Raw genomic sequence first — 24,094 nt, forward strand, 5'->3', positions numbered from 1 at the left:
AATAGGTCTTTTACTCTAATTAAATGGGAGCAATCCCACTCCCCAATAACTCACAATTATCAATAAAAACATTAATTTACCTTTTTCTAAATAACGACTTTATGAGGAAAATTGACCTTAAACACCCCCCTTAACTCTTCCAGATAGAGTTCACGACAATCAAAGGTTCTAAATTAAATTTTGATGCTTGATACCATCTATTTTTATTTGTGACTCATTCCCAATAAGTCATCGAGTGCATATCAAAAGGCTGGCATTAATGGTAAATTCTCCGCCAAATCAAACACATTTACTCCTCCAGTCATTGATGAGTGAATAAAGCAGATATTTGGCTAGGGATAATACATGTCACTTTGGGGATTTTTGGGAGCGGGGATTGCCTACTTCATGACAACGTTTGCCTTTGTTTTTGGCGGCATTTTTTGGTTATGTGCTGAAGGTAATACATTAAGAGAAACTAAGCGCCAATCATCAATAATGTCCGGGGTTATTGCTTGTACTATTGGAACTTGGGTGCTTGCTTTTGGTGTTTACGTTTACGGTTACTTTTGGGATAACTCTTCTCACTATTATTTTTATTTGCTCGCTCCATGGGGACTTGCCATTTTTGGGGTAAAACTTCGTAACCGCTGGGTTAAGCAATACGCGCGTGTAAAACACGCAAAAGAAGAACAGTGGCAAAAGCGCTGGCGAGAATTATTAGGGGAAGATACTGAAGATCTTCCACCATATACACATGATTACGAGCTCTACTCGGGCATTTGGCAAGCCAATGAAGCGCTCCGAGAACAGTGTTTTGCGGCCCTTCCTCACGGGAAAGCAGTCTACGAGAGAGTGAAAGCCTTCCAAACGATGGCCTCCCACGCTGGTGACATAAACAATCAAGTTTTGCTGAGTAAACTCGATCAACTAGAGGATGAAATCATTCAAGTTCTTGAGCAACACTCGCAAAAGAAAGTAAGCATTGAAACTGGCGCTGGTACTTTACGCAAAGAGTCAAAACGCAATGTTTATCACCATGAGAATGGCCCAACAGAAGAGCAACTGTACGACTCAATCAACCTCCAACATGATTTGGATCGAGAGCTACGCAACATTATCTATGATCGGCTCGGTTACGATGGCGAAGATGAGTACTTTTTCCTCCAAGCGCCACTCGAAGAGCTTACCGAGAATGAAACCGCAATCAACTGGATGCTCTGGGGGTTAGTAAGCGACCATTTTGCTGTTGACCCATACCAAACGGCGTTGGATCTCAGCCTAATGAATGCGGAACCAAGATGGGGGCAAAATGAACGGTTTGTAATGATTACGGCTCAATAAACGCAAGTACTAAGTCTAACTTTAATACAACCTATTCTGAGACCACCCTCGCGTTGGTTAACTTAGCCAATAAGCGGCCAACGCGATCGCGCATTTCACGTCTATCGACAATCATATCTAGCGCACCATGCGCTAGTAAAAATTCACTTCGCTGAAACTCGTCTGGTAGCTTTTCACGTACCGTTTGCTCAATGACCCGTCTTCCCGCAAAGCCAATACTTGCTTTAGGTTCACCAATATTGATGTCTCCTAACATGGCTAAACTCGCCGAGACGCCACCATAAGTTTGGTCCGTCAATACTGAGATATAGGGTAATCTGTGCTCAGATAAGTGGTTTAACGCGGCGCTGGTTTTTGACATTTGCATGAGTGCCACCAAAGACTCTTGCATGCGCGCCCCTCCGCAAGCGGAAAAACATACTAACCCAGATTTTGTATTAATTGCGCTTTCAACTGCTCGGACAAACTTCTCGCCAACCACTGCGCCCATCGAGCCTGCCATGAAAGAGAATTCGAATGCGCACGCAACAACAGGCAGCCCCAATAACTTACCCTCCATCACCACCAACGCATCTTTTTCTCCAGTCGTTTTCTGTGCTAAAGCAATTCGCTCTTTATATCGCTTTAAGTCTTTAAAACCCAAAATATCTTGTGGCTCCAACTCACTTGCCAACTCTTGTTGTGTTCCATAGTCCAGAAAAGAGATCAACCTTTGACGCGCAGCCATTCTCATGTGATATGAGCATTTAGGGCATACTTCCAAATTTTCTTTTAACGCGGCACGATAAAGTATTTGTTCACACTCAGGACACTTTGTCCAAACTCCCTCAGGGATAGATGCTTTGCGCGAACCTATTATATTTTTATTCTCAAATAACCGTTCTAACCAGCTCATAAATTCACCACTATTGATTACGTTCTAGCGCGATATCTCGTTGTTTGTTCGCTTAAACTTGTAAATAAAATTGTATGTAACTTAGTACAGGGATAAAGTGCGATATGCTGGCTTGATAATCCAATAAAGTGGGATAATGAAATGTTTGATAACGTTGACCAAATCTGGTTAAAAAGTTTTCACTGTGTTTATGAGAACAACAGCTTTAAGCGAGCCGCTGAGTGTTTGAATATACCAACATCAAATATCAGCCGACACATTGCCCTGCTTGAAGAAAAGTTAAACATTAGGTTGTTCAATAGAACAACAAGGCGAATGACGCCTACCGAGGCTGGAGAAGAGCTCTATAGCAGCACTCGTCCGTTATTGGAGCAACTCAACGCCGCACTAGAAACGGTAACGCGCCACTCGCACACGGTAACAGGGGAACTGCGAATTCTTATGCCAGACACACCTGTACTGGCCAAAGCGGTTGTCACCTTTTGCACGCAATACCCGTCAATCTCTTTGTCTTGCGATACAACGCTAAACCCTAAAGATGATGTTATTGACAGCTTTGATGTCATTTTGAGTTTTCATAGAGGGACTTTGTCAGACAGTAACTGGGTGGCGAGAGAGATAAAACGCTGGCCCAGTGCCATTTTAGCCGCGCCTCAACTAATTGAGAAATACGCCACCCCTTACAAAATTACGGATCTAAGTCATGTTCCCTGCATCACGACGCTTACCGCAGTAAATGGTGCACCATGGGTATTCAGAAACCCTGCTGGGGGCCATATTACTCAAACTGTGCAATCTTCATTCAAAGTAAACAGCGGTCATCTCGCCAGATATGGCGCGTTATCAGGGCTTGGATACGCAATATTGCCAATTGAGTCATGCCAAAATGAGATCAAAAATGGTGAGCTAGAAATCGTCACTCTAGAGTACGAACCTGAGGATTTAGTGCTTTACGCCTTTTACTCGTCAAGAAAACATGTAGCTAAGAAAATATCTATGTTTGTTGAACATTTAAAGCAAAACGCAAAACTTAACGCCTAGCTAAGCTTTACTCGACTAATTTATCGTATTCTGTTTTATCGTCTAGAAAGGACAAACACCGCTAAGCGATTTGAGACTCGATTTTTTCAAATAAAAAAGCCAGCAATTAACATTTACTGGCTTTTATTAAAGAGGGTCAGTTGGCGTTTAGATTCTAAACGCTCCTACGTGACGATCGAGTGTTCGCGATAGCTCCGCGAGTTGTTGACTTGATTCTTCTAGTTGCTCACTCGCTGTTAGCGCACTTTTCACTGAGTGGCTGACGGTATCCATGTTCATATTAATTTCGTTTGCTACCGTTGATTGCTGTTCTGTTGCGGTTGCTACTTGAGTATTGATATCTGAAATAGTCGTCACTTGTGCAGCTATTGCTTCTAAAGCCTGTCGAGCTAACTCAGTTTCTGCCGTTCCTTCTTCAATAAGAGTCTTACTATTACTCATTGAATTCACCGCACTTTGAGCTTCAGTTTGTAGCTGGTGAATCATATTGTCAATTTCATCGGTAGAATGAGCCGTTTTAGTCGCTAGGTTGCGAACTTCATCAGCGACTACTGCAAAACCTCGGCCGGCATCACCAGCGCGTGCCGCTTCGATAGCCGCATTGAGAGCCAATAGATTGGTTTGCTCCGAAATACCTCTAATCACCTCTAGAATACTACCAATCGACTGAGTATTTTCAGCAAGACTCACGATAATGTTGGAAGTGCTGTTCATCTCGTTTTCAAGATTCGTCATCGCCGTTTTGGTTCTTTCTAGCGTCGTGTAGCCATCTTGCGCTTCATTACTTGCTGCACTCGCAGCATTTGCTGCTCCGGCAGCATTGGAGGCAATTTCATTGACCGTAGCAATCATTTCGTTCATGGATGTGACAACCAGCATGGTTTGCTCGTTCTGCTCTTGCCCTCTTGTGAGCGCTTGTTGAGATTGCCCACGCAAAGCGACAGCTGAACTATTAAGCTCCACACCAGTATTTACAACTTGTGTAATAATCTCATGTACTTTCCCAACAAAAACGTTGAAAGCAGAAGAAATTTGCGCGACTTCGTCATTACCTTTCGCTGGCAAACGAACGGTTAAGTCTCCGTCTCCTTTTGAGATGTCTTGTAGAGCGTCTTTAAGCGCAGAAAGCGGTCTCATCAGTTTATTTAGCAGAAGTGACAGAATCAAAACACACATAACGAAGATCGCCACCATAGAGATCAACTGGTAAGTAATAATTCCATTCGTCGCTTGGCTCACTTCGGTAATAGGAATACCAATATCAAAAGTACCGTATAACTGACCATCCACATAAATTGGTGCCATGATGTCAAACACCCATACTTTCTGGACATCGGCATACCACTTTGAGTACTGTTGAACACCTCTCGTCGCGCCTTCAACAGTATATGCATCGTTATAGGTTTTGTTCAGCTTGTGCTTATCACTGTGGGCTACTGCCGTTACGTTACGGTCAATTACAACGGCATAACTCACGTCTGAACGTTGTTTCAGCCCTTCAACAAGCGATTGTAAATCTTGCATTGGATTGGCTGAGTTCTCCAAAATATAACTCGCATTTCCCGCTAGAAACTCAGCTTGAACTTGGGATTTGTTTAAGATGATGTCATCGATTTTCTGACTCGAAATTAGGTACGTTGATGCCATACTCGCCACGACAGCAATACCAAACATGGCGCAGACTGCTAATAAGATGATTCTTTTCATTATAATTGTCTCAATACAATTCAATTGATGCTCATTAATCGAGCGCTAAGCCTTTCTTCTCCAAAACCAACCAAACTGCATTTTGGGTCTGTTTGGCAGAGCAAGACATAACTTTATAACTATGTATCTGCTTGGTTCCCGATTACTTTAGACAGAAGGAAAAAAAGTCTTCAAAACGTCACATTTCTACGAGGTTTGGCGAAGGGACGAGTACGCAAAAGGAAACGTTTGCATAGTTAAATTTAACTATGCGACCAAATTGGTATCGAACATTAAAGAAAAGAGTTCTAATTAGCGTTTTGCCGTCGGGAGCGCTGTGGTCAGTGCTCCCGTTTTATCATTTAGTATCTCAGGTTCAGATATTAGAGCCACAATCGCAGCGGTTGTAATCCGAGATGCTTGGTGAAGCGAGAATGACTTGGTTTGTAGATATGGCAGCGATGTCAGATCGAGTGATTCTCAATCAAGAATCGGCAGCAAAATATGCAAACCAAGGCATGAAGCCATTGCCCATAAAAAAGAAAGGAAAAAAATCTTTACCACAGAGTTTAACTCGTCAGCGATATGTATCCATGCATACCCATGTATAAACCAACTGCACTGATCAAGACGCCCGATAAGTAAGGAGCTCGACGTGCAACATCATTCAAACCGCTCCATTTAGATGTCGCTTTTTGCACGCCCACTGCTGCCACAACGCCAACAGCAACCAGAGTCAAGGCTAAGCCAATACTGAATGACACAACTAAAGTCGCACCAAGAGTGATTGCCTTAAGCTGCAAACAGATAAGCAAAACCGTTACCGCAGCAGGGCATGGAATCAAACCGCCCGTTAATCCAAACAGCAGAATTTGCCCATTCGTCACGTCTCGATTCTCAAAGCGCTTTTGAATGTCTAAAGCGTGAGCGCGCTCGTGAGCATCTTGATATTCCTTATCTTCGCTTTCTAAATGAGAACCAGGACGGAAATGTACATCAAAGTCATGGGTATGATCATGGTGCCCGATGATCAAAGTGACAGAAAGTCCATTAGAGACTTCAATGCAAGACGCCGATTCCAAGTATCCATCACGCTCTATAAAGTGATAGATATCAGCAGGTTGATAACCATCACTCGATACCGAAACCTTGATACCTTCAGCAGTTGAAGGTTTACCGCTGAGTGTTCGCAATTGGAAACGGTGATGCTCCCCTTCCTGTGTAATCGAAAGCGAAACATGCCCATGTCCTGTATCCACAACTTGCGTCGTCCAGTCGCGAGCATGATCCTGAGCTTCGTTCCAAGCTCGCTCATCGCTCCATGTCCGCCAAAACATCCATACGCCGGTTGTCACGATAATGACCCCAGAGATAAGTTGCATCCATGGTTCAGCCGCTTCAGCGGTGAATTTCTGGCTAATATACATCCCGCCAACAGCGATTAACCATACAATTGCAGTGTGAGAAAGTGTGGCAGCTAAACCCAGCATCACGGCTTGTTTGACCGTTCCTTTCACAGCGACAATGAACGCCGCCATCATCGTTTTAGAGTGCCCAGGTTCTAAACCATGCAAAGCGCCAAGCAAAATGGCACTGGGAATAAAGAACCACCCATTACCTTGTTGTAGTAACGCGACAAAATCCATTGTTGTTCTCTGTTGTTGATTCTAATTTATCGCAAACTATACTCCCCCCCAGTATTAAATACTACCCCCCAGTATAAATTGAGTGCTACATTATCAGTTAGAATAACTCGGCCCGTAACTTAAAGAAGATAAGACATGTCGCATACAACCAGAGATCAAAAGAAGCTCAACACTCGAGTCAGTAAAATACAGGGTCAGGTGAATGGACTTAAAAAAATGCTGGAAGAAGAGCATGAATGCCAAGATGTATTGCAGCAGATTGCCGCTATTCGGGGAGCAGTAAATGGTTTGATGCGAGAAGTAATTAAAGGTCACTTACTTGAGCACGTTGTACTTGAGGAAGACAAAACTCAACGTGAAAAAGATATGGAAGTCGTATTAAAAGTACTGGACTCTTATATAAAGTAACCCTACTTCGCTAGAGTAAAGTCACTAGAGTTAAACTCGAATAGATCCTTTATAGGTAATCGCTTACTAAGCGGGAAATAACAATTCCATTTCATATTGATTAAGTTGAAAACGGAACCTATATCGGTTCAAGTTAAATAGTTTATTTATAAGAACTAAAACGGCCCAAACATAGGGCCGTTCATACTATTAACAATCTCTAAACCATCTGATAAAAATACATGTTGTGATAGGTTTTTACTTTATGGAAGAGTACAAGTAAACCTTTATACCTCTTGTAATTCGACGTGCTTAGCGCTGTAAGATTTTGTAAATGCAACACACCCCAAAAGTACAGCAAGTGGTAACACGGGATCAAAGATTGAACCATGAGATCCGAAGAATAAGTTAAGAATCATGACTAATGAACCACCAATAGCCCAAGCAATTGTTGTTGGAATAGTCCAAATAATGAGTTGTTTCTTAACCTCAGTCACCCCCATTAGTCGATTAACAATATGGAATAGCGAGTCATTAAAGTAGCCAGCAAATAGAGATCCCATCGTAGCTGCCGTCGCTGCGAATAAAAGGTTAACGTCAGGAATATTTACTAAAACTGGGGCAGATATAGAAGCAGCGGTTATCATGGAGACTGTACCAGATCCCTGAATAATACGAACTAACGTCGCAATAATAAATGGAATCATAACCGCAGAAATAGGAAGCCCTGCAACTTGGTTAGCAATCTCTGCGCCCGCACCCGTTTCACGCAATACGGCACCTAACGCGCCACCAGCTCCTGTTACTAACAAAATGATGCCACAAGTGGAGATTCCTTGTTCCATCTTTTCATTCGCTTCTTCTTTGGTAAGGTTATTACCCAATGTGTAAACCGCTAATAACGTCGCTATTGATAGTGCAATAGTAGGGCTGCCGATAAAAGCGATAAATTGACCAAATGTTGTTGCAGTCAGCCCTTCGAAACCGAAAGTCCCCTCTAATAAACCCATCACTGATTTCGCAAGTATAAGTAAAATAGGGATAATAATTGGAGCGATAGATTTACTTAAAGATGGTAGGTCTTTCGCTTCTTTACTTGCAATGTACTCTTTGTGATCATTAATCAGTTGCTCACTAGACTTCGAGAAATGTTCGGTTGGAATGAATTCAGGAAACTGCTTTTCTAACCATCTTGCATACCAAACAATACCCATGACACAAGGCGCTGCGATCATCAAACCAAAACCTAACATGCTGGCAAGATCGACACCAAAGATACCAGCAACGCCCAAAGGCCCTGGAGTCGGCGGAATAGCGTGATGCGCTACGACCAAGCCGCCCGCCAGAGCAACCGTAAGCGTTAAAATCGAGCGATTGGACGTTTTTGACAAAGACTTCGCAATTGGATAAAGAATGATAAGCGCGCTATCCACAAAGATTGGGATGCTAACAATATAGCCAGTTACAGCAAGAGCGGCCTCTTCTTTCTTTTTTCCTAACCACTTTATAAAATTATAGGCAATACTTTCTCCTGCTCCAGAAGCCTCTAAAATAGCCCCCATCATAACGCCGAGACCGATGACAATCCCTATACCGCCTAATGTTCCACCAAATCCTTTGCTAACGGTCGCAATCGTGTCGTCAACACTTAACCCACCAATAATACCTGCGATACATGCCGCAATTAACATCGCAATTAACACATGTACTTTTGTACGTAATACAAGAAAAACAAGGACTGATACGGCTACTATTAGTCCAATTACTGAGGTTGGTAACATTAGACAATCTCCATATTGTTAACAGAAATAAATTGTTGTAATACATCCTTGAAATTACTGTCTGCTTTAAATCCAAGCTCCAGTTCTTTAGTACAATCAATTTTTTGTGGCCAACTACTCACAATACGATCAATACCCGCATCATGCTCATAAGTAATATAATTAGAAAGTTGTTTACCCATTAGAGTGTCCATTGTTTGAATCATCTCAGCTGGTGTAGTTTGAATACCAGGTAAATTAAGCGTTCTATAGGACAGATTATTTAACTGCTCATAAGGCATTAGCCCTGCATATTGAATATTGTCCACCACTCTAGACGGGCTCGATATCCAAAGTTTTAGCGTAGGGTCTACAGGACAATTTGATTCTTGAGCATTCAAAGGCTCACGAATAATTCCGCTTACGAAAGAGCTAGCGGCAAGGTTTGGTTTCCCAGGGCGAATACAAATAGTCGGTAAACGTACGGATACAGCTTTAACAAAGCCTTTACGGGCATAGTCGTTCACCAATAACTCACCTATAGCTTTTTGCGTCCCGTAGGATGACTGAGGATGAAGTGCTGTTATTGGTGTAATCGTTTCCGGAAGATCACCACCAAATACAGCTAAAGATGAAGCAAACGTAAAACGAATATTAGGGTTTACTTTACGGCAACGCTCAAGCAATAACTGTGTGGTCGTCAGGTTTACAGCTACGCCTAAATCAAAATCTTGCTCAGCATGGCTCGATACAATTGCCGCTAAATGAAAAATGTGTGTCGTTTCGGCAGTAATAACTTGGTCTATATTTTCTCGCTTTGTCATATCCATGACTAAAGAAGCGACTCGGTCATCAATGCCCTCTAAGCGCGACTTTTGAATGTCGACAATAGTAATACTTTCAGCTTTGTTTTCTTTTAGTAGTGATTTGGCAAGTAGGGTTCCGAGAAAACCCGCCCCTCCAGTTATGATAATATTCATAGTCACGACCCTTTGTTTTTGTAATTGGTTTCAAGTTATTTATGGATAGAAATTAAAATTGTTATAGGTATGGTTTAACCCAACTAAGGCCCAGCTGCGTGCTATGCCTTGGGTTGTATTCACAACCGATCCAGCCTTGGTAACCAGAGTCATCCAAAACATTGAATAGGTGTGGGTAATTCAGTTCGCCTTCCGATGGTTCGTGCCTTTCAGGCACAGAAGCAATTTGAATATGGCCTGTGTATGGCGCCACATCGCGAATCAACGTACTCAGATCACCGTCCATAATTTGTGCGTGATAGAGATCGAGCTGCAATTTCACGTTTGGACGAGCCACTTGTTTGATGAGTTCCACCGCTTCACGTTGATGTGCAACAAAGTAGTTCGGTACATCGCGATTGTTGAGTGGCTCAATCATCAGATCAACACCTTGTTCGGCAAACTTATCCGCTGCATAACGAATGTTTGAGATAAAGGTTTCAATATGCTGATCACGAGTGAAGCGTGAATCAACAATGCCAGACATAGCGTGAACCTTTTTACAGTTCAGTGCCTTGGCGTACATCAGCGCAGTCTCGACGCTCGTTTTAAATTCATCCTCACGCCCCGGAATAGCTGCAAAACCTCGTTCACCTGCATCCCAATCACCTGGAGGCATGTTGAATAACGCTTGCTCAAAACCAAACTGCTGTATCTTGCTTGCTAGTTCTTGCGCTTCGAATGCGTATGGAAAAAGGTATTCCACCGCTTTGAAGCCCGCTTGGTGTGCTTTTTCGAAACGATCTAGAAAAGGAACTTCTGTGAATAACATTGTCAGATTTGCCGCGAATTTAGCCATTACTTACCTCTCCCTTTTAGGTCTTGAATCTCAGTATCCGTTAAGTAGCGGATGTTGCTATCTTTAAGAATGAACGCTAGCTTCGCTGTCTCTTCTAGCTCTTCTGCGTTATCCACTGCATCTTCAAAGTCCGTACCCGTGATCACTGGACCATGGTTCGCCAGGAGGAAAGCTCGGTAGTCACTAGCCCGCTGCGCAAGTTCTTCAGCAATCTGAGGGTCGCCCGGGCGCAGGTACGGAATCACTGGCAGTTCGCCAATGCGCATTACAAAGTAAGGTGTGAAAGCTTTGATGGCATTCTCGCGATCTAAACCTTCAAGACAAGAAAGCGCCGTCAAGTAAGTAGAATGCAGATGCACAATCGCATTACACTTTGAGTTATTTCGATAAATCGCCAGATGAAAAGCCACTTCTTTTGATGGCTTTTCACCAGAGATATGGTTGCCATCAATATCCACAACCGAAAGCTCTTCAGCAATCAAGCGGCCGAACGAAGAACCAGTTGGCGTTGCCAGAAAGTGTCCATTAGGCAGTTTTAGAGAAAGGTTGCCAGCGCCGCCAGTCGCATAGCCACGTTCAAACATAGAGCGCGCCATAGTGACCATTTGCTCTCGCAGTTGTTGTTCTGTCATCAATTCTTTATTCATCACAACCTCACCTATTCAAAAAACGACTGTGCTTTGGCAAAGAAGTGTTCATCGCCGAAGTTGCCCGATTTCAGAGCCAAAGAAAGCTCGCCTTCAAGTGACTTCACCCAAGGTACACCTGGTGCGATTTGAGGACCGATATGAAAACCTTTTACGGCTAGGCTTTGGGTTACAACCCCTGAGGTTTCCCCACCCGCAACGATGAAATTTTTCACACCGTGCTGCTGAAGTTTGATTGCAAGTTGGTTAAAGAATTGTTCAACCGCGTGACTTGAAGCATGCGCGCCAAACTCTTGTTGAATCGCTTTTAACGCCGCTGCATCTGCGGTTGCGTAAACCAGTGGTGCGAACTCGCTTTCGATGTTGGTCATGACCCAATCAAACACTTGATTTGAGTAATCTTCTTCCGTCAGACACGCCTTCACATCAATAGCAAAGTGTGGCGCTTTTTCTTTGTAAACAGCGACCTGTTGGTTGGTCATGACAGAACAAGATCCAGATAACACAACGGTTGGTGCCTTTTTAGGGTTCCCCTCTTGCTTCGCATCACTTTGATCTTCAAGGTTCTCTATCCAGTTCTTAGCAATACCCGCAGCCAAACCAGAACCACCAGTTACCAGTTTTAGAGACTTCGCCGCTTGGCCAAGTGTGACAAGATGCTCTGCATTGAATGCATCAACCACTGCATAGCGGTTGCCTTGTACTTTTAGCTCTTCAAAGCGCTCAATTACCGCTTTTGGACCTTGTTCAATTATTTGGAAGTTCACCAGGCCAGATTTGCCTTGAGATTGAGCATCCATCATACGAACTAGGCTTGAATCAGTCATTGGGGTCACAGGGTGATTACGCATACCTGAGTCGCTTAGCAAGTCTTGGAATACAAATAGATGGCCGTTGTAAACTGTGCGACCATTCACTGGTAATGATGGGCATACAATGGTGAACGCTTCACCTAGCTCTGCAAGCAGTGCATCCGTTACAGGACCAATGTTACCTTCTGCTGTGCTGTCAAACGTTGAGCAGTACTTGAAGTAAAACTGCTGACAGCCATTTGCTTGCAGCCACTTAAGCGCAGCTACTGAATCCTCGATTGCCTCATCTACAGGACAGGAGCGAGATTTAAGACTGATCACGACCGCATCTGCGTTTACATCAATCTCTTCTTTTGGAATACCGTTAAGCTGAACTGTGCGCATGCCGTTTTCTACAAGAAAACCTGCGATGTCTGTTGCGCCAGTAAAGTCGTCTGCGATAACGCCTAATAACATCATTTTTTCTCCGTTTTACGTGCGCTTACTTCTGTTTGTTTTCTACACCTGGAAGCTCAATACCATCAAAAATCTTGATAACGGCACTGTCGTCTTCCTGGCCAAAACCAGCATTGCTTGCACTCAAAAACATGTTTAGTGCTGTGCTTGATAGAGGAAGTGGAAATTTGAGATCTTTTGCTGTGTCCGATACGAGGTTTAGATCTTTCACAAAGATGTCGACCATAGATTTAGGGGAGTAGTCACCATCAACTACATGCTTCATGCGGTTCTCAAACATCCAAGAGTTACCCGCTGCATTCGTCACCACGTCGTACATCAGGTCAAGAGGAATGTTTGCACGTGCCGCTAATGCCATTGCTTCAGCACCAGCTGCGATATGAACACCTGCTAGCAATTGGTGGATAATCTTCACAGTTGCGCCTAGGCCAATCGCTTCACCGATGTTGTAGACTTTAGCTGCCGTTGCGTTGAGTACTGGTTCAAGTGCATCAAATGTGCTTTGCGCTCCCGACGCCATAATAGTCATCTCACCTAATTCTGCTTTTGCAGCACCACCAGATACCGGTGCATCAAGCATCACAAGATTGTGTTCTGCCAATTTCGCTTCAATTTGTTTTGCGTCTTCTGCTGAGATGGTTGCTGAAACCATTACTGGCGTATTCGGCTTAAGCACTTTAGCAAGACCGGTTTGGAACAAGACCGTGTTAACTTGAGCTGCGTTCACAACAAGAACTAGAACCGAATCAAGCTTATCTGCAAACTCAACTGCATTTGCAGAAACTGCTTTTGCACCGAATGAACCTAACTCTTCAAGCGCTTGAGAACTTAAATCGAAACCATAGACATCTAGGCCTGCACGCACACATGACTTTGCGGCGCCCATTCCCATAGAGCCTAAACCTATAACACCTACAGATTGAACTTCACTCATAAAAACAATGCCTTCTGGTCTATTAAACTTTGTTAATTCTTGTTTGGTTGATGTGATTATATGTGAAGATTAATACTAAGACCTCGCTTTGAATCACATTTTTTCACACAAATTAACAATGTCGTGATATATACCTCTTTATGGGCAGAGATATTCCGAGCAGTTAACACAAGCGAAGGCTGTTCTTACAACGTTGAGAACATAATTCACAGATATTCACAACAAATGAAAAGATTGGTAGGATACTGAAAAACAAGAATATAGAAGTGAAACTATGATCCCAGCAGAACGTCAAAGAACCATATTATCCCTGTTATCACATCAAGAAGTGTTAAGCATTTCAGATTTAACCGACCACCTTGGCGTATCACATATGACCATTCGTCGTGATATCGTGAAGCTTGAATCCTCAGGTAAAGTCGTTTCTGTTTCTGGTGGAGTGCAACTCGCTCAAGCTCTACATTCCGAACTTTCCCATGATGCGAAGGTCGAGCAACAAGCGGATGAAAAAATTCAAATTGGTAAGCTGGCGGCTACGTTAATTGGTCAAGACGCTACGATTTACTTGGATGCGGGAACAACCTCTCTAGAAATCGCCCATCAAATAGCAAATCGTAATGATCTTTTAGTGATCACCAATGACTTCTCTATTGCTGCTTTCCTTATGACGCACAGTGAATGTGAGCTTTACCACACTGGGGGAAAAATTGACCGCGAGAACCAATCCACCATTGGAGGAAAAGTCGCAGAGTTCTTGAATGGGCTAAATATTGATATCGCCTTTATTTCGACTTCATCTTGGAGCTTGAAAGGCTTATCAACACCTAATGAAAATAAAGTTCTCGTTAAAAAAGCAATCATCAAGGCGGCACAAACCAATTATCTGATCTCAGACTCAACTAAATACGGTCAGATAGCGAGCTTTCATGCATTAGACATCGAGCAATTGGACGGAATTATTACCGATCGAAACCTATCCGAAGTGGTCACTCAAGAATTAACGGATAAAGGATTACGTGTGTATAAAGAGTAACACTACCTAAACATCTGAGTTCGCGTAACTTTTATACTCGTTAATTTATAGGTGCTTCCAATATACATAGACCGTGCTGTGTACTTTCTGGCAGAAAACACATCCTTTTGTTTTCTAAATTACCAAATTACTGATTACATCTGGATATGGAAGCTCACTTCGCTTTATCGCTGCTCGTCACTTGTCATCAAAAATCAAATTCACCGCAATTGCCATCAAAACTAAACCTGAGATTGGCAGCAAGACGCCCAATGGTGAGCGCTCGATATAAGGCAAGTTTTCCGCAATCAATAAACCCCACTCAGGTTCTGGTGGCTTAACGCCAAGTCCGATAAAACTCAGAGAAGTCAGGCTAAGCGTAATGTATGGCAAACGGAGAAACGCGTGACGAATCAATGGCGGTAGTACGTAAGGCAACAAGTAGTAACGGAGTACTCGCCACTGACTGGTTCCCCAAATGGGCGCAAGATGCGTGTAAGGCTGCGCTTTGGCTTCCATCAACAAACTTGCACAGTGCGCTGCTAATGGTGCCCATGACACCATAACAATCGCAATCAAAGCGCTGTTTGGGTCCATCCCCGTTAGACCAGCAATCAGCAGACCCGCCACAATGTACGGCACACCTTTGGTGATCTCAATTAAGCCTTGGCTATAACGAGTCACGAAACCGAGCAGCAAGCCAATCACCAAACTTAGGAACGTCGCGATGATGCCCATTTTGATTGTCGACATCATACCGCCGCCAACGCGAGCAAGCAGATCTCGCCCGACCGCATCGGCACCAAACGGGGCAGCTAAGCTTGGCGATTCAAGGCGGGTAAATTGGATGGTGTAAGGATCGCGCATTAACGCCCATCCAGCACAACCAATCAGCAAGACAAAGATTGTGGCACTGACGATACGTTTGGTGGTGCTTTGGGTAAAACGGAACGTACTGTGACTGCTGATCAGCTTGCCACTTGTGACACTGTGCCCGAGTAACCAACGTTGCAATAAGATGCTCGCACTGCTGATCAACATCGAGAACACCAGCAACACCAACAAGCCACCTTGCAGCATTGGCAGATCTTGTGACTTCGCCGCGCCTAAGATCAATCGTCCGATACCCAGAATGGAAAACACTTGCTCCACAGCAACCGCACCGCCGGTTAAACCAATCACCGTCATTGCGATTTGAGGAATCAAGTTACTAACGGCACGCCACAAGGCAAAGCGTAAGATTTGAAACTTACTGACGTTCGCCGATAGCCAAGTGATCACCCAAGGCTCATCTAGTACACGCTTGAGGCTGTCATTGAGCAAGCGACCGAACAAGCCAGCAGCAGGCAATGCCATTGCCAAACTTGGTAGCCAGAGGTTTTGCACGCCTTGCCAACCATAAGGTGGGAACCAACCCAACCAGATGGAAAATACCATGATCAGCAATGAAGCAATCACGTATTCAGGCAATGAAACCAACACCGAACTGAGCGTGTCATGATGCTTGTCTAAACGATTCTGTTGCCAACGACGCACGGTGTAAAGCACACTCGCCATGCACATTACAAATGCCATGCCGAGCGCTGTAAGCATCAGTAATAGTGACGTTTTTGCGGTTTGTTGAACGCTCTCCATGACGGATGCCCCGCTCACCCAAGAGACACCTAAGTCACCTTGCATGGCAAGCGTCAACCAATCCCACAGTCGCTCAGCTGCGCTGCGGTCAAGTTGAAGATCTTCTCGAATGGCTTGTAGAGCTTCTGCCGTCAGCAATTGTTGAGCACCCGCACGGGCACGGAGGATTGATTGGCTTGGGTCGATACCGGCAATATCCGGCATCAAACCCACCAGCACAACCACTACCCCGAGTGACAGGAAGCGCGACAAAAAACGCGTAAACCATTCAGGCATACAAGCGCTCCAACGAGAACGCATGTTGGCAACAGACGACATCGAGTTAGTTCACCTCAGTAAACTGGTCGATCAGGCGACGCTCACGTGGGTCACGTTGTGCATTCTTCACGCGATCACTCTCACCTTGGATTACACGCTCGTGAAGCAGTGGAATCACAGCGTATTGCTCAAGGATTTTGCTTTCTGCTTCGATGATCGCTTGTTGGCGTTTCTCACCCAAAGGCTGACGATCAGCGTGTTTCAATGCTGCGTCCACTTCTTCAGAGCAGAACTGACCTAGGTTGTATGAACCTTTACAGCTAAAGTCACTTTGCATGTACGCCACTGGGTCACCAGAATCCAGCACCGTTGCACGTGACAACAAGAACGCATCGAACTTACCTGCTAGTGCATCGTTTTCGATTTGTGCGTATTCACGAACATCTAGCTCAACCACAAAGCCAGCCGCTTCAAGTTGTTGCTTTAGCAGCACCGCCACTTCTGGCAACTCAGCACGGTCGGTAAATGTACCGATGGTGATCTTCTCACCGTTCGCGTGGCGCATTTCCATGGTTTCCATACGAGGGTTCGCATCACGAATTGGTTGAGCCCATGCCAATGCTGGACCTAACAGACCTTTCGCTGAATCGGCGTGGTTCTCGTAAACCGTTTTGATGATTTGCTCACGGTTAACCGCTTGAGCTGCTGCTTTACGCAAGCCGAACTGGCTAAACACATCTGATTTATTGTTTAGGTAAAGCGTGTTGGTACGCGGCATTGCGACTTCGTGCAGCTGTGAAGATTCCATCATCGCGATTTGCGAAACAGGAACGGCTTCCACTACATCCGCCTCACCAGTACGCAGTGCTGCAGCACGAGCAAAACCGTTTGGTACGTATTCAGCAAAGATACTGTCTATTTTTGCTTTTTCACCCCAGTAACCGTCAAAACGCTTCAGTTTTGCGCTGGTTGTCCCGTTGATTTCTGTCAGAACGAATGGGCCCGTACCTGCTTTGATTGGCACAACACGACCGTTTTCTTGATATGCAGCACCAGAAAGGATCGCTAGCTGTGGGCTAGAAAGACGGCTTGGCAACAGTGGATCGTTAAAGGTCGTTTTGATTTCAACAGTGAAGTCGTCCAATGCGCGAACTTGCCATTCGATACCATCCAAAATACGTGGCTTAGGTGCAGCATCTAATGCTTTTTGTAGAGAGTTCACAACCGCGTTGGCGTCAAGGTCAGAACCATCGTGGAATTTAACGCCCTTACGTACCGTAAATTGCCACGTCATCGGATCAACTTGTTCCCATTCCGTTGCCAGCATAGGCTCTGCTACCGACTGATCGTTTAGGTTCACTAGCGTTTCTGCTGTGCTCCAACGTGACAGTTTGAACGCGTCATCTGAAAGTGGCGACAGACCTGTGCGTGGTGGTTGCATCATGGCAACGCGAATTTCCGTTGCTTGCGGTGCAGCTGCTTTTCCCGCTTCTGGCTTGCTTTCGCCAGAGTCAAAACAACCCGTCAGCAGTGCGCTTAAAGCCAGCGACAAAGCTAACTTGGGAGTACTAAGGTGCATAAGAAACCTCTCCAATGGTTTTTGTGAATTCATTACTTTTGTGTTGAGCGCTCATCAAGGCTCTCGTGATCAAGTGTGATGGGTTATTTGTCACGTTCTGTGCTGTGCCGTGCTCGACAACGCGTCCTTTGTCTAACACTAGGATTTCATCGCATAGGGTTTGTGCCGCATCGAGGTCATGAGTCACCAAAATCAGGCGCATCTGACGACTCTTTTGAATGCCTGCCAACAATTCGAGAATCTGTTTACGACTGACGGGATCTAGGCTGCTGGTTGGCTCATCGGCAACCAACACACAAGGCTCGACAATCAAAGCTCTAGCGATAGCCACGCGTTGGGCTTGCCCAACTGATAATTGCTGCGGGTTACGATCCAACAATGTGAGATCCAAACCGACATCCGCCAACACCTTTTCCACCTTCTCGTTGAGCTCTTGCGTCAAACCAATGTTGCTTAGCGGCTCCAGTAAGATCTGGCGAACGGTGTAATAAGGATTCAAGCTCGATTGCGGCTCTTGCGGAATCAATTGAATGTGCTGACACAACTCTTGGCGCTGCTTAGCCGAACTACGCGATAGCGGATAACCACACACATACACTTCACCAGATGTGGGTTTACGAAGACCAAACAGAAGTTCAATCAAGGTCGATTTACCCGCACCAGACGGACCAACAATCGCAATGTTCTTTGTGTCGATGGCAAGATCCAATTGTTCGAGCGCTTTGAACGGTTTGCCCCCTAACCAACTTGGTTTGGAGTAATAGTGAACACTGGCTTGCTCAAAGCGAACTTCCGCCGATTTAGGCTGCGTGTGCCCGCTCAAGTTGTGCTTAGTCAAAATAGGCTCCAGAGATGAGGTTAAGGCAGCAGTTTCGCAAGTTGTTGGCAGAAAGGATGCGAACTTTGCTGAATGGCTTGCCATGGTGCGCCATAAGCCACCATGGTGTTGTCCGCAATCACCAAGACTTTGTCACACGCCAAAGCCGCAGACAGATCGTGCGTGATCAACAAACCACTGATGTTGCGTTGCTGAACACTGCTGCGGAACAACTCAAGGATCTCCGCTTCGGTGATTGGATCGAGCGCACTGGTGGGCTCATCAGCGATGATCAAGTTGGCACTACCAAGCAATGCAATGGCAATACAAATACGCTGGCGCTGACCACCAGATAGCTGACTTGGATGCTGCGCCAATGCTGCTTTTGGATCCGCAAATCCGAGTTGAGACAGCAAGGTCGTCACCGTTTCTCGGTTTGCTGAAGACAAACGTGTTTTGTTGCCCGTCAATGCCAAACACAGTTGTTGCTCGACAGAGGCCAATGGATTCAGTGCTTTAAGTGCATCTTGGAAAATGACCGCAGGACGCTGAGATTGACTCCGTTGCAGCATGGCAGTTTGTGCTACCTCACTGCTGTTAAGCTGGATACTTCCGTCTACCCAAATATCTAACGGCAAAAAACCTGCGACGGCTTTCGACAACATGGATTTACCAATGCCGGAAGGTCCCATAATGGCAAGAACTTCACCTTGAAACAGCTCAAAAGAAATGTCTTTGAAGAGTGTACGCTCTGAGTCTGTAAGGCTGAGATTATTAACGGAGAGTATTGGTTGAGAAATCACGGCATAAACTAAAATGTAATAATATAACATCACAAATAATATCATGCGGGTTAAAGCAAGGAAACCAGTCGGAAAGGTTATTTCATCACCTTTTTCAGATTTATCAACAAGGGCAGATGGCTCCACCCTTGTTATAAGAACATCTAAATTAGGTCGTTTGTGACAGTGTGAATTAAAGACACTTTTGTTTAACTTGACCGAGGTATCGAAACAAGAAGACAAAGCGCCCAACGTAGAACAAAGTGAATGCCAGCCATAAACCGTGGTTGCCCCAATATTGCACCGCAATCAATTGAGTCACTAAGAACAACACCATGGTTAGAAAGGTAGAGTTACGCACTGGTCGCGTCGTCCCTGTACCGGTAAAGATGCCGTAAAACGTAAGACCAAAACCAGCAACCAACGGGAATGCCAATAACCAAGGGCTCATGTCTAGATACAGTTCAACAAGGTTTGGCAAGGTGGTAAACAACATCACCACTTGGTGTTTGAACAGCACTAACAGCAAGGTCAAGACAACAACGAACGCCGCGGTCCATTGCGTGTTTAGCTTAATCACGTTATCAAGCAATGTCGGATTCTTCTGCCCTACCGCTTTACCTGCAAAGACGCTCGACGCGTTCGCTACACCGTCGAACATGTAGCTGACGATAAAGGTCACTTGCATCATGATTGCGTTCGCAGCAAGCACATCAGAACCAAGCTGAGAGCCTACACGCGCCATCATGTTGAAGAACACCAATAGACACACAGTACGAAGCAGCAGATCCATATTGGAAGACGCAATGACTTTGAGATCTTTACGCGTCATTTTTGCGGTCTGAATGTGATCAAACAGCGGGAAGCGACAGGTTTTCAACACCAGCACCGCACCAATAACAAACGTTGAGATTTGCGCGATAAGTGTCGCTACCGCAACGCCAGCAATGCCCATATCGAAGTACAACACAAAGACGATATCCAGCACGATGTTCAGCACGTTACCAAACACTTGCGTGAACAAGGTTTCTTTGGCTTTCGCCTGCCCCATCAGCCAACCAATCACGGTGTAGTTCAGCAGTACAAACGGTGCACCAAAGATCATGATATCGAAGTAAATCTTCGCGTTTTCGGCCACGACTGCATCAGGGGAGATAATCAGCTCTGCCCCCATCCAAATCACGGACTGCAACGCAATGAAAATCAAGCCAAGGCAAAGCGAAAGCACGAAAGGACGAAATAAGCTGCTCGCTTGATCTTCTGGGCTATTTTTACCTAATGCGATTGCACTTTGCCCCGTAGTACTTACGCGGAAAAAGCCAAACAACCAATACAAGGTGTTCATGATGACGGTGCCGATCGCCACACCACCAATCATCTCAGCCACACCGAGTTTACCGATCACCGCGGTGTCCACCGCCCCCAACAATGGTTGGGTAACAGTAGAAACAATGAAAGGAAATGCGATTTTAAAATAGTCTTTATGAGTCAGGGACATCTTAAATTATGAACGGGGTTAATTTTTATAAGGTCGCTATCATATGCGAATGGCGCCCGAACATGAACCAAAGTTCGCCAGCAAGGAATAGCATTGATAATTGATACAACCAGCAAACGTATTCTCATACCAAAGCTTGAAATAGGATAACGACTTATGAGAAAAGCCAAGTTAACTGCATATAAATGAGTTTCTAGTTTGGAAAGATTAGCGTTTGGTTGAGCATGGCAGATCAGAATGTATCTGCCATGTCATGACGGTAGTGATTGGTGAAAAGAGACCGTACAGATGATATTTAATGCTTGTGGGTTTCATCTGACAATGTTTAGGTCGATACCAAGCCTTATGTTCTGTAAAGCACCTTTACAACATGCCAACCGAACTTGGTTTTAACTAAATGCGGCGTTAACACTTCGCCAGAAAAGCACACTTTGTCGAATTGAGGTACCATTTGACCACGGCGGAATTCACCAAGGTCACCACCGCGTTTGCCTGACGGGCAAGTTGAATACTTCTTCGCTAATGTCTGAAACTTTGCGCCTTTTTTCAGTTGCTTGATTATGTCTTCCGCTTGCTCTTTGTGCTTCACAAGAATATGTAATGCGGCTGCTGTATTTGCCATTGATCTATCTCTCACTATTCTGGTCGCGCAAGTGTACCCAATCCTTTTTAACAGACCAAACATTTCTTAATAATAGCTCAGCGGTAAAGGCCCAAATACACGAGGAATATAAAATCGTCTACATAATGAGTTTAAAATACAAACAAGTTTTGCTCAGTTAATCACTATTCTCTAAAAGATTGTCTAAAAAGCTCACATTTGTCTCTCCGATGGTTGAAGCCTTCGTCTGATAAGATTAGATTAGACACAATTCGGTGGTATTTATAAGGTTATTTTCATGGCAAAAGTCGTTAGCAAAGCGAATCAGTCTCAGGGCATGTTGATGTTTAAGCTCACCCTGCAACAGAGTTTCGCTATCGGTACGCTAAAAGTCCGTGAAATCGTCCCATACATGCCAACGACGAAGATCCCTTACTCGCATCATCACGTCATTGGAACCGTTACGATACGTAACTTAACAGTACCAGTGATCGATATGTCAGCGGCTGTTGGCTTTCGTCCTATAAGTGAAGAAGAATATAAAAGCTGCTACTTGATCGTGACAGATTGCTTGCGAACCGTGGTTGCTTTTATGGTTCGTAGTATAGAGAAGATCATTGAGTGCGATTGGAAAGCTATTGAAACGCCACCTCCGAGCGCTGGAAAAAATATTTTCGTGACTGGAATTACTCGCTACGAGGACAAAACTGTTCAAATGCTGGATGTGGAACTGCTACTTTCCAAAATTTATCCGCAGTACGAGAATTCAAAGATCCCAATGCTGACAGATATTGAGCGAGAACGCCTAAAAGCACTCAGTATTCTATTGGTGGATGACTCTTCCATCGCTCGTAAACAGCTGTGTGACGCACTCGATAGCATCAATATTGGGTATCAAATCTGTAAAAATGGTTTAGATGCATTGGAACTGATGAAAAGTGACGCTGCGGCTCATCGCCCAATTGATATTCTGGTCAGCGATATTGAAATGCCCGGATTAGACGGTTATGAGTTAGCATTTGAAGTTCAGAATAATTCCTCTCTGAACCATTCATACCGCATTTTACACACATCGTTATCGAGCGAAATCTGTGTAGACAGAGCTCACCAAGTTGGCGCGCATGAGGCACTTGAGAAATTCAATGCAGGAGAACTAATCGAAGCGATGCTTCGAGGAGCAAAAGAGCTAGAAGCCAAAGCTATGACTTCTTAACTCTTATTGGGCGACTTGATTTGAGAATATAATGCAGTGCTTGTCCTATCCCTGATGCTCACATCCGCTAATTTCTCAGCTCACTTCTTTGGCATCGCGTAACTACGAGAAACGAATTCCGTCTCTTTGACTTGATGAGTATGATTAATATAAGAAGCTAGGCTGTAAAGTACATTCGCTAATAAGTTCGCGTAACGAAACAAAATAGGTGCGGGCTGCTTCTTACCTGTATGTTCAACGGCAACTAATGCTCGTACCGTTTTTTTAGCTTGGCAACGGCACAAATGCAATTGACTGGCTGCCGGGTGCCCTCCGGGTAGAACAAAGCCTTTGAAGCCGCCATCAATACGTTGCTTGAGCAAAGCATAATCGGCCTTTAACTCTTCAACTTCCGTCTCTGTAATCGCTAATTTTCCGCGAACCGAACCATTTAGATGATAAACATTAGGCTGCATTCTTGTCAGTATATCGCGGCTAAACTCGTCCAACTCCATAGCGAGAACAAGGCCAATACGACTACAAAGTTCATCTGCTGTAATTTCAAAGTCACAAACCGGACTGTCCTCGTAAATAAACGGATAGCAAATCTCGCTCAATTCCTTGCTTACAGGTTTCATGCTTTTGTTCCAATATAAAAAAGGGAGTCAGTATAACCTAACTCCCTTTAAACGTTCATTATGCCAAATGATCGACATTCATATGATCGGTTTACAATCAGGCACTTTCGACTTTCTTGTGACCTTCTTGAAGGTGAACAAAATCTACTAAATCATCACCAGACACTTGATACGCCTGACCAAAACCTTTAACAAATAGCCCCGATTCTGGCTTTAAGTTGAACAAAACGAAATCCTCTAGCTGGCTTAGACCATCAATAATCTCACCAAAACGCTCTTTCATTTGTCCAACAACTTGTTGCCACATCTCTGTGTCTCGCTCAACTACATTTGCTACCGCATCAAAAGTTAAGCGCTTACGAGCAAACAACTGCTTTGAAGACTCTTCATCTTCGATCATCATCAATGAAACATTTGGATTTTCTAAAAGGTTACGGGCATGACGAGCGATTTTAGAAATGAGAACGAAATAACCTTCCTGGTTTTGGACATAAGGCGCGTAGCTTACATTCGGGCGACCTTCTGCATCGACAGTTGCAAGCTGAAGTGTACGGCGCTCCTGACGAAACTCTTTGATCTCTGGCCCTAAACGACCTTGCAAACGCTCTTGTTTAACTTGTTGATCCATATTGATACCTGACTTTACTAATTAGTATTCGAGTTAAGCCTCGATTATG

22 protein-coding genes are annotated in these 24,094 nt (G+C 44.5%); 5 read left to right on the forward strand and 17 right to left on the reverse strand.

The window, feature by feature from the left end:
• The first annotated feature begins 345 nt into the window (after positions 1–345).
• A complete protein-coding gene (locus R7O13_RS05780; RefSeq protein ID WP_318122725.1) occupies positions 346–1,323 on the forward strand; it encodes a hypothetical protein in 978 nt (325 codons plus the stop codon).
• A 31-nt stretch (positions 1,324–1,354) separates the two neighbouring features.
• Here R7O13_RS05780 and accD read toward each other — a convergent pair whose 3' ends face one another.
• The gene (gene accD, locus R7O13_RS05785) at positions 1,355–2,218 is read right to left on the reverse strand and encodes an acetyl-CoA carboxylase, carboxyltransferase subunit beta (RefSeq protein ID WP_193837195.1); all 864 of its coding nucleotides are present in this window, start codon (positions 2,216–2,218) and stop codon (positions 1,355–1,357) included.
• Between the two features lie 141 nt (positions 2,219–2,359).
• Here accD and R7O13_RS05790 point away from each other — a divergent pair, with 141 nt between their 5' ends.
• Entirely contained in the window at positions 2,360–3,259 is a 900-nt protein-coding gene (locus tag R7O13_RS05790) for a LysR family transcriptional regulator (protein WP_047101713.1), read from the forward strand.
• 147 nt (positions 3,260–3,406) lie between these two features.
• Here the strand turns inward: R7O13_RS05790 and R7O13_RS05795 are convergent, their stop codons facing one another.
• A complete protein-coding gene (locus R7O13_RS05795) occupies positions 3,407–4,966 on the reverse strand; it encodes a methyl-accepting chemotaxis protein (RefSeq protein WP_193843467.1) in 1,560 nt (519 codons plus the stop codon).
• Between the two features lie 548 nt (positions 4,967–5,514).
• Entirely contained in the window at positions 5,515–6,591 is a 1,077-nt protein-coding gene (locus R7O13_RS05800; RefSeq protein WP_262671113.1) for a nickel/cobalt efflux protein RcnA, read from the reverse strand.
• Positions 6,592–6,726: 135 nt separating this feature from the next.
• Here R7O13_RS05800 and rcnR point away from each other — a divergent pair, with 135 nt between their 5' ends.
• Complete coding sequence (gene rcnR, locus R7O13_RS05805; RefSeq protein ID WP_005375370.1) at positions 6,727–6,999, forward strand: Ni(II)/Co(II)-binding transcriptional repressor RcnR; 273 nt, start codon at positions 6,727–6,729, stop codon at positions 6,997–6,999.
• 266 nt (positions 7,000–7,265) lie between these two features.
• On the opposite strand, the gene R7O13_RS05810 is transcribed toward rcnR, so the two are convergent.
• From R7O13_RS05810 to ltnD, 6 genes are all read right to left on the reverse strand, one after another.
• Complete coding sequence (locus R7O13_RS05810; protein ID WP_005375369.1) at positions 7,266–8,759, reverse strand: GntP family permease; 1,494 nt, start codon at positions 8,757–8,759, stop codon at positions 7,266–7,268.
• Entirely contained in the window at positions 8,759–9,718 is a 960-nt protein-coding gene (gene denD, locus R7O13_RS05815) for a D-erythronate dehydrogenase (RefSeq protein ID WP_318303265.1), read from the reverse strand. The genes R7O13_RS05810 and denD overlap by 1 nt, the downstream gene beginning before the upstream one ends.
• A gap of 61 nt (positions 9,719–9,779) precedes the next feature.
• Positions 9,780–10,556 (reverse strand): 2-oxo-tetronate isomerase, encoded by a 777-nt coding sequence (otnI, locus tag R7O13_RS05820; RefSeq protein WP_250654580.1) that lies wholly within the window; start codon positions 10,554–10,556, stop codon positions 9,780–9,782.
• Positions 10,556–11,203 (reverse strand): aldolase, encoded by a 648-nt coding sequence (locus R7O13_RS05825; protein WP_005385078.1) that lies wholly within the window; start codon positions 11,201–11,203, stop codon positions 10,556–10,558. Before R7O13_RS05825 ends, otnI begins: the two co-directional genes overlap by 1 nt.
• Before the next feature lie 11 nt (positions 11,204–11,214).
• Positions 11,215–12,471, reverse strand: coding sequence for a 3-oxo-tetronate kinase (gene otnK / locus R7O13_RS05830; protein WP_250654694.1), 1,257 nt, complete (start codon positions 12,469–12,471; stop codon positions 11,215–11,217).
• 25 nt (positions 12,472–12,496) lie between these two features.
• A complete protein-coding gene (gene ltnD / locus R7O13_RS05835; protein ID WP_258483894.1) occupies positions 12,497–13,405 on the reverse strand; it encodes an L-threonate dehydrogenase in 909 nt (302 codons plus the stop codon).
• 274 nt (positions 13,406–13,679) lie between these two features.
• Here ltnD and R7O13_RS05840 point away from each other — a divergent pair, with 274 nt between their 5' ends.
• Positions 13,680–14,438, forward strand: a complete 759-nt coding sequence (locus tag R7O13_RS05840; RefSeq protein ID WP_005375354.1) for a DeoR/GlpR family DNA-binding transcription regulator — start codon at positions 13,680–13,682, stop codon at positions 14,436–14,438.
• A gap of 177 nt (positions 14,439–14,615) precedes the next feature.
• On the opposite strand, the gene R7O13_RS05845 is transcribed toward R7O13_RS05840, so the two are convergent.
• The 6 genes from R7O13_RS05845 to ppiC form a co-directional block, all read right to left on the reverse strand.
• A complete protein-coding gene (locus R7O13_RS05845) occupies positions 14,616–16,370 on the reverse strand; it encodes an ABC transporter permease subunit (protein ID WP_412125712.1) in 1,755 nt (584 codons plus the stop codon).
• A 4-nt stretch (positions 16,371–16,374) separates the two neighbouring features.
• On the reverse strand, positions 16,375–17,889 hold the full coding sequence (locus R7O13_RS05850; RefSeq protein ID WP_318303268.1) for an ABC transporter substrate-binding protein: 1,515 nt from the start codon (positions 17,887–17,889) through the stop codon (positions 16,375–16,377).
• Complete coding sequence (locus tag R7O13_RS05855) at positions 17,879–18,727, reverse strand: ABC transporter ATP-binding protein (protein WP_021036047.1); 849 nt, start codon at positions 18,725–18,727, stop codon at positions 17,879–17,881. The genes R7O13_RS05850 and R7O13_RS05855 overlap by 11 nt, the downstream gene beginning before the upstream one ends.
• A gap of 20 nt (positions 18,728–18,747) precedes the next feature.
• Positions 18,748–19,509, reverse strand: coding sequence for an ATP-binding cassette domain-containing protein (locus R7O13_RS05860; RefSeq protein ID WP_318303532.1), 762 nt, complete (start codon positions 19,507–19,509; stop codon positions 18,748–18,750).
• Positions 19,510–19,681: 172 nt separating this feature from the next.
• Positions 19,682–20,986 carry an MATE family efflux transporter gene (locus R7O13_RS05865; protein ID WP_161441156.1) on the reverse strand — a complete coding sequence of 435 codons (1,305 nt, stop codon included), beginning with the start codon at positions 20,984–20,986 and terminating at the stop codon, positions 19,682–19,684.
• A 343-nt stretch (positions 20,987–21,329) separates the two neighbouring features.
• On the reverse strand, positions 21,330–21,671 hold the full coding sequence (gene ppiC / locus R7O13_RS05870; RefSeq protein ID WP_080276970.1) for a peptidylprolyl isomerase PpiC: 342 nt from the start codon (positions 21,669–21,671) through the stop codon (positions 21,330–21,332).
• A gap of 214 nt (positions 21,672–21,885) precedes the next feature.
• Between ppiC and R7O13_RS05875 the strand changes: the two genes are divergently transcribed.
• Positions 21,886–22,800 carry a chemotaxis protein gene (locus R7O13_RS05875; RefSeq protein WP_005385059.1) on the forward strand — a complete coding sequence of 305 codons (915 nt, stop codon included), beginning with the start codon at positions 21,886–21,888 and terminating at the stop codon, positions 22,798–22,800.
• Positions 22,801–22,880: 80 nt separating this feature from the next.
• Here the strand turns inward: R7O13_RS05875 and R7O13_RS05880 are convergent, their stop codons facing one another.
• On the reverse strand, positions 22,881–23,417 hold the full coding sequence (locus tag R7O13_RS05880) for an ATP:cob(I)alamin adenosyltransferase (RefSeq protein WP_033906781.1): 537 nt from the start codon (positions 23,415–23,417) through the stop codon (positions 22,881–22,883).
• A 97-nt stretch (positions 23,418–23,514) separates the two neighbouring features.
• Positions 23,515–24,045 carry a heme utilization protein HutZ gene (gene hutZ, locus R7O13_RS05885; RefSeq protein ID WP_005375331.1) on the reverse strand — a complete coding sequence of 177 codons (531 nt, stop codon included), beginning with the start codon at positions 24,043–24,045 and terminating at the stop codon, positions 23,515–23,517.
• Between the last annotated feature and the right edge of the window lie 49 nt (positions 24,046–24,094).

This window comes from Vibrio sp. Y176 (assembly GCF_033438945.1).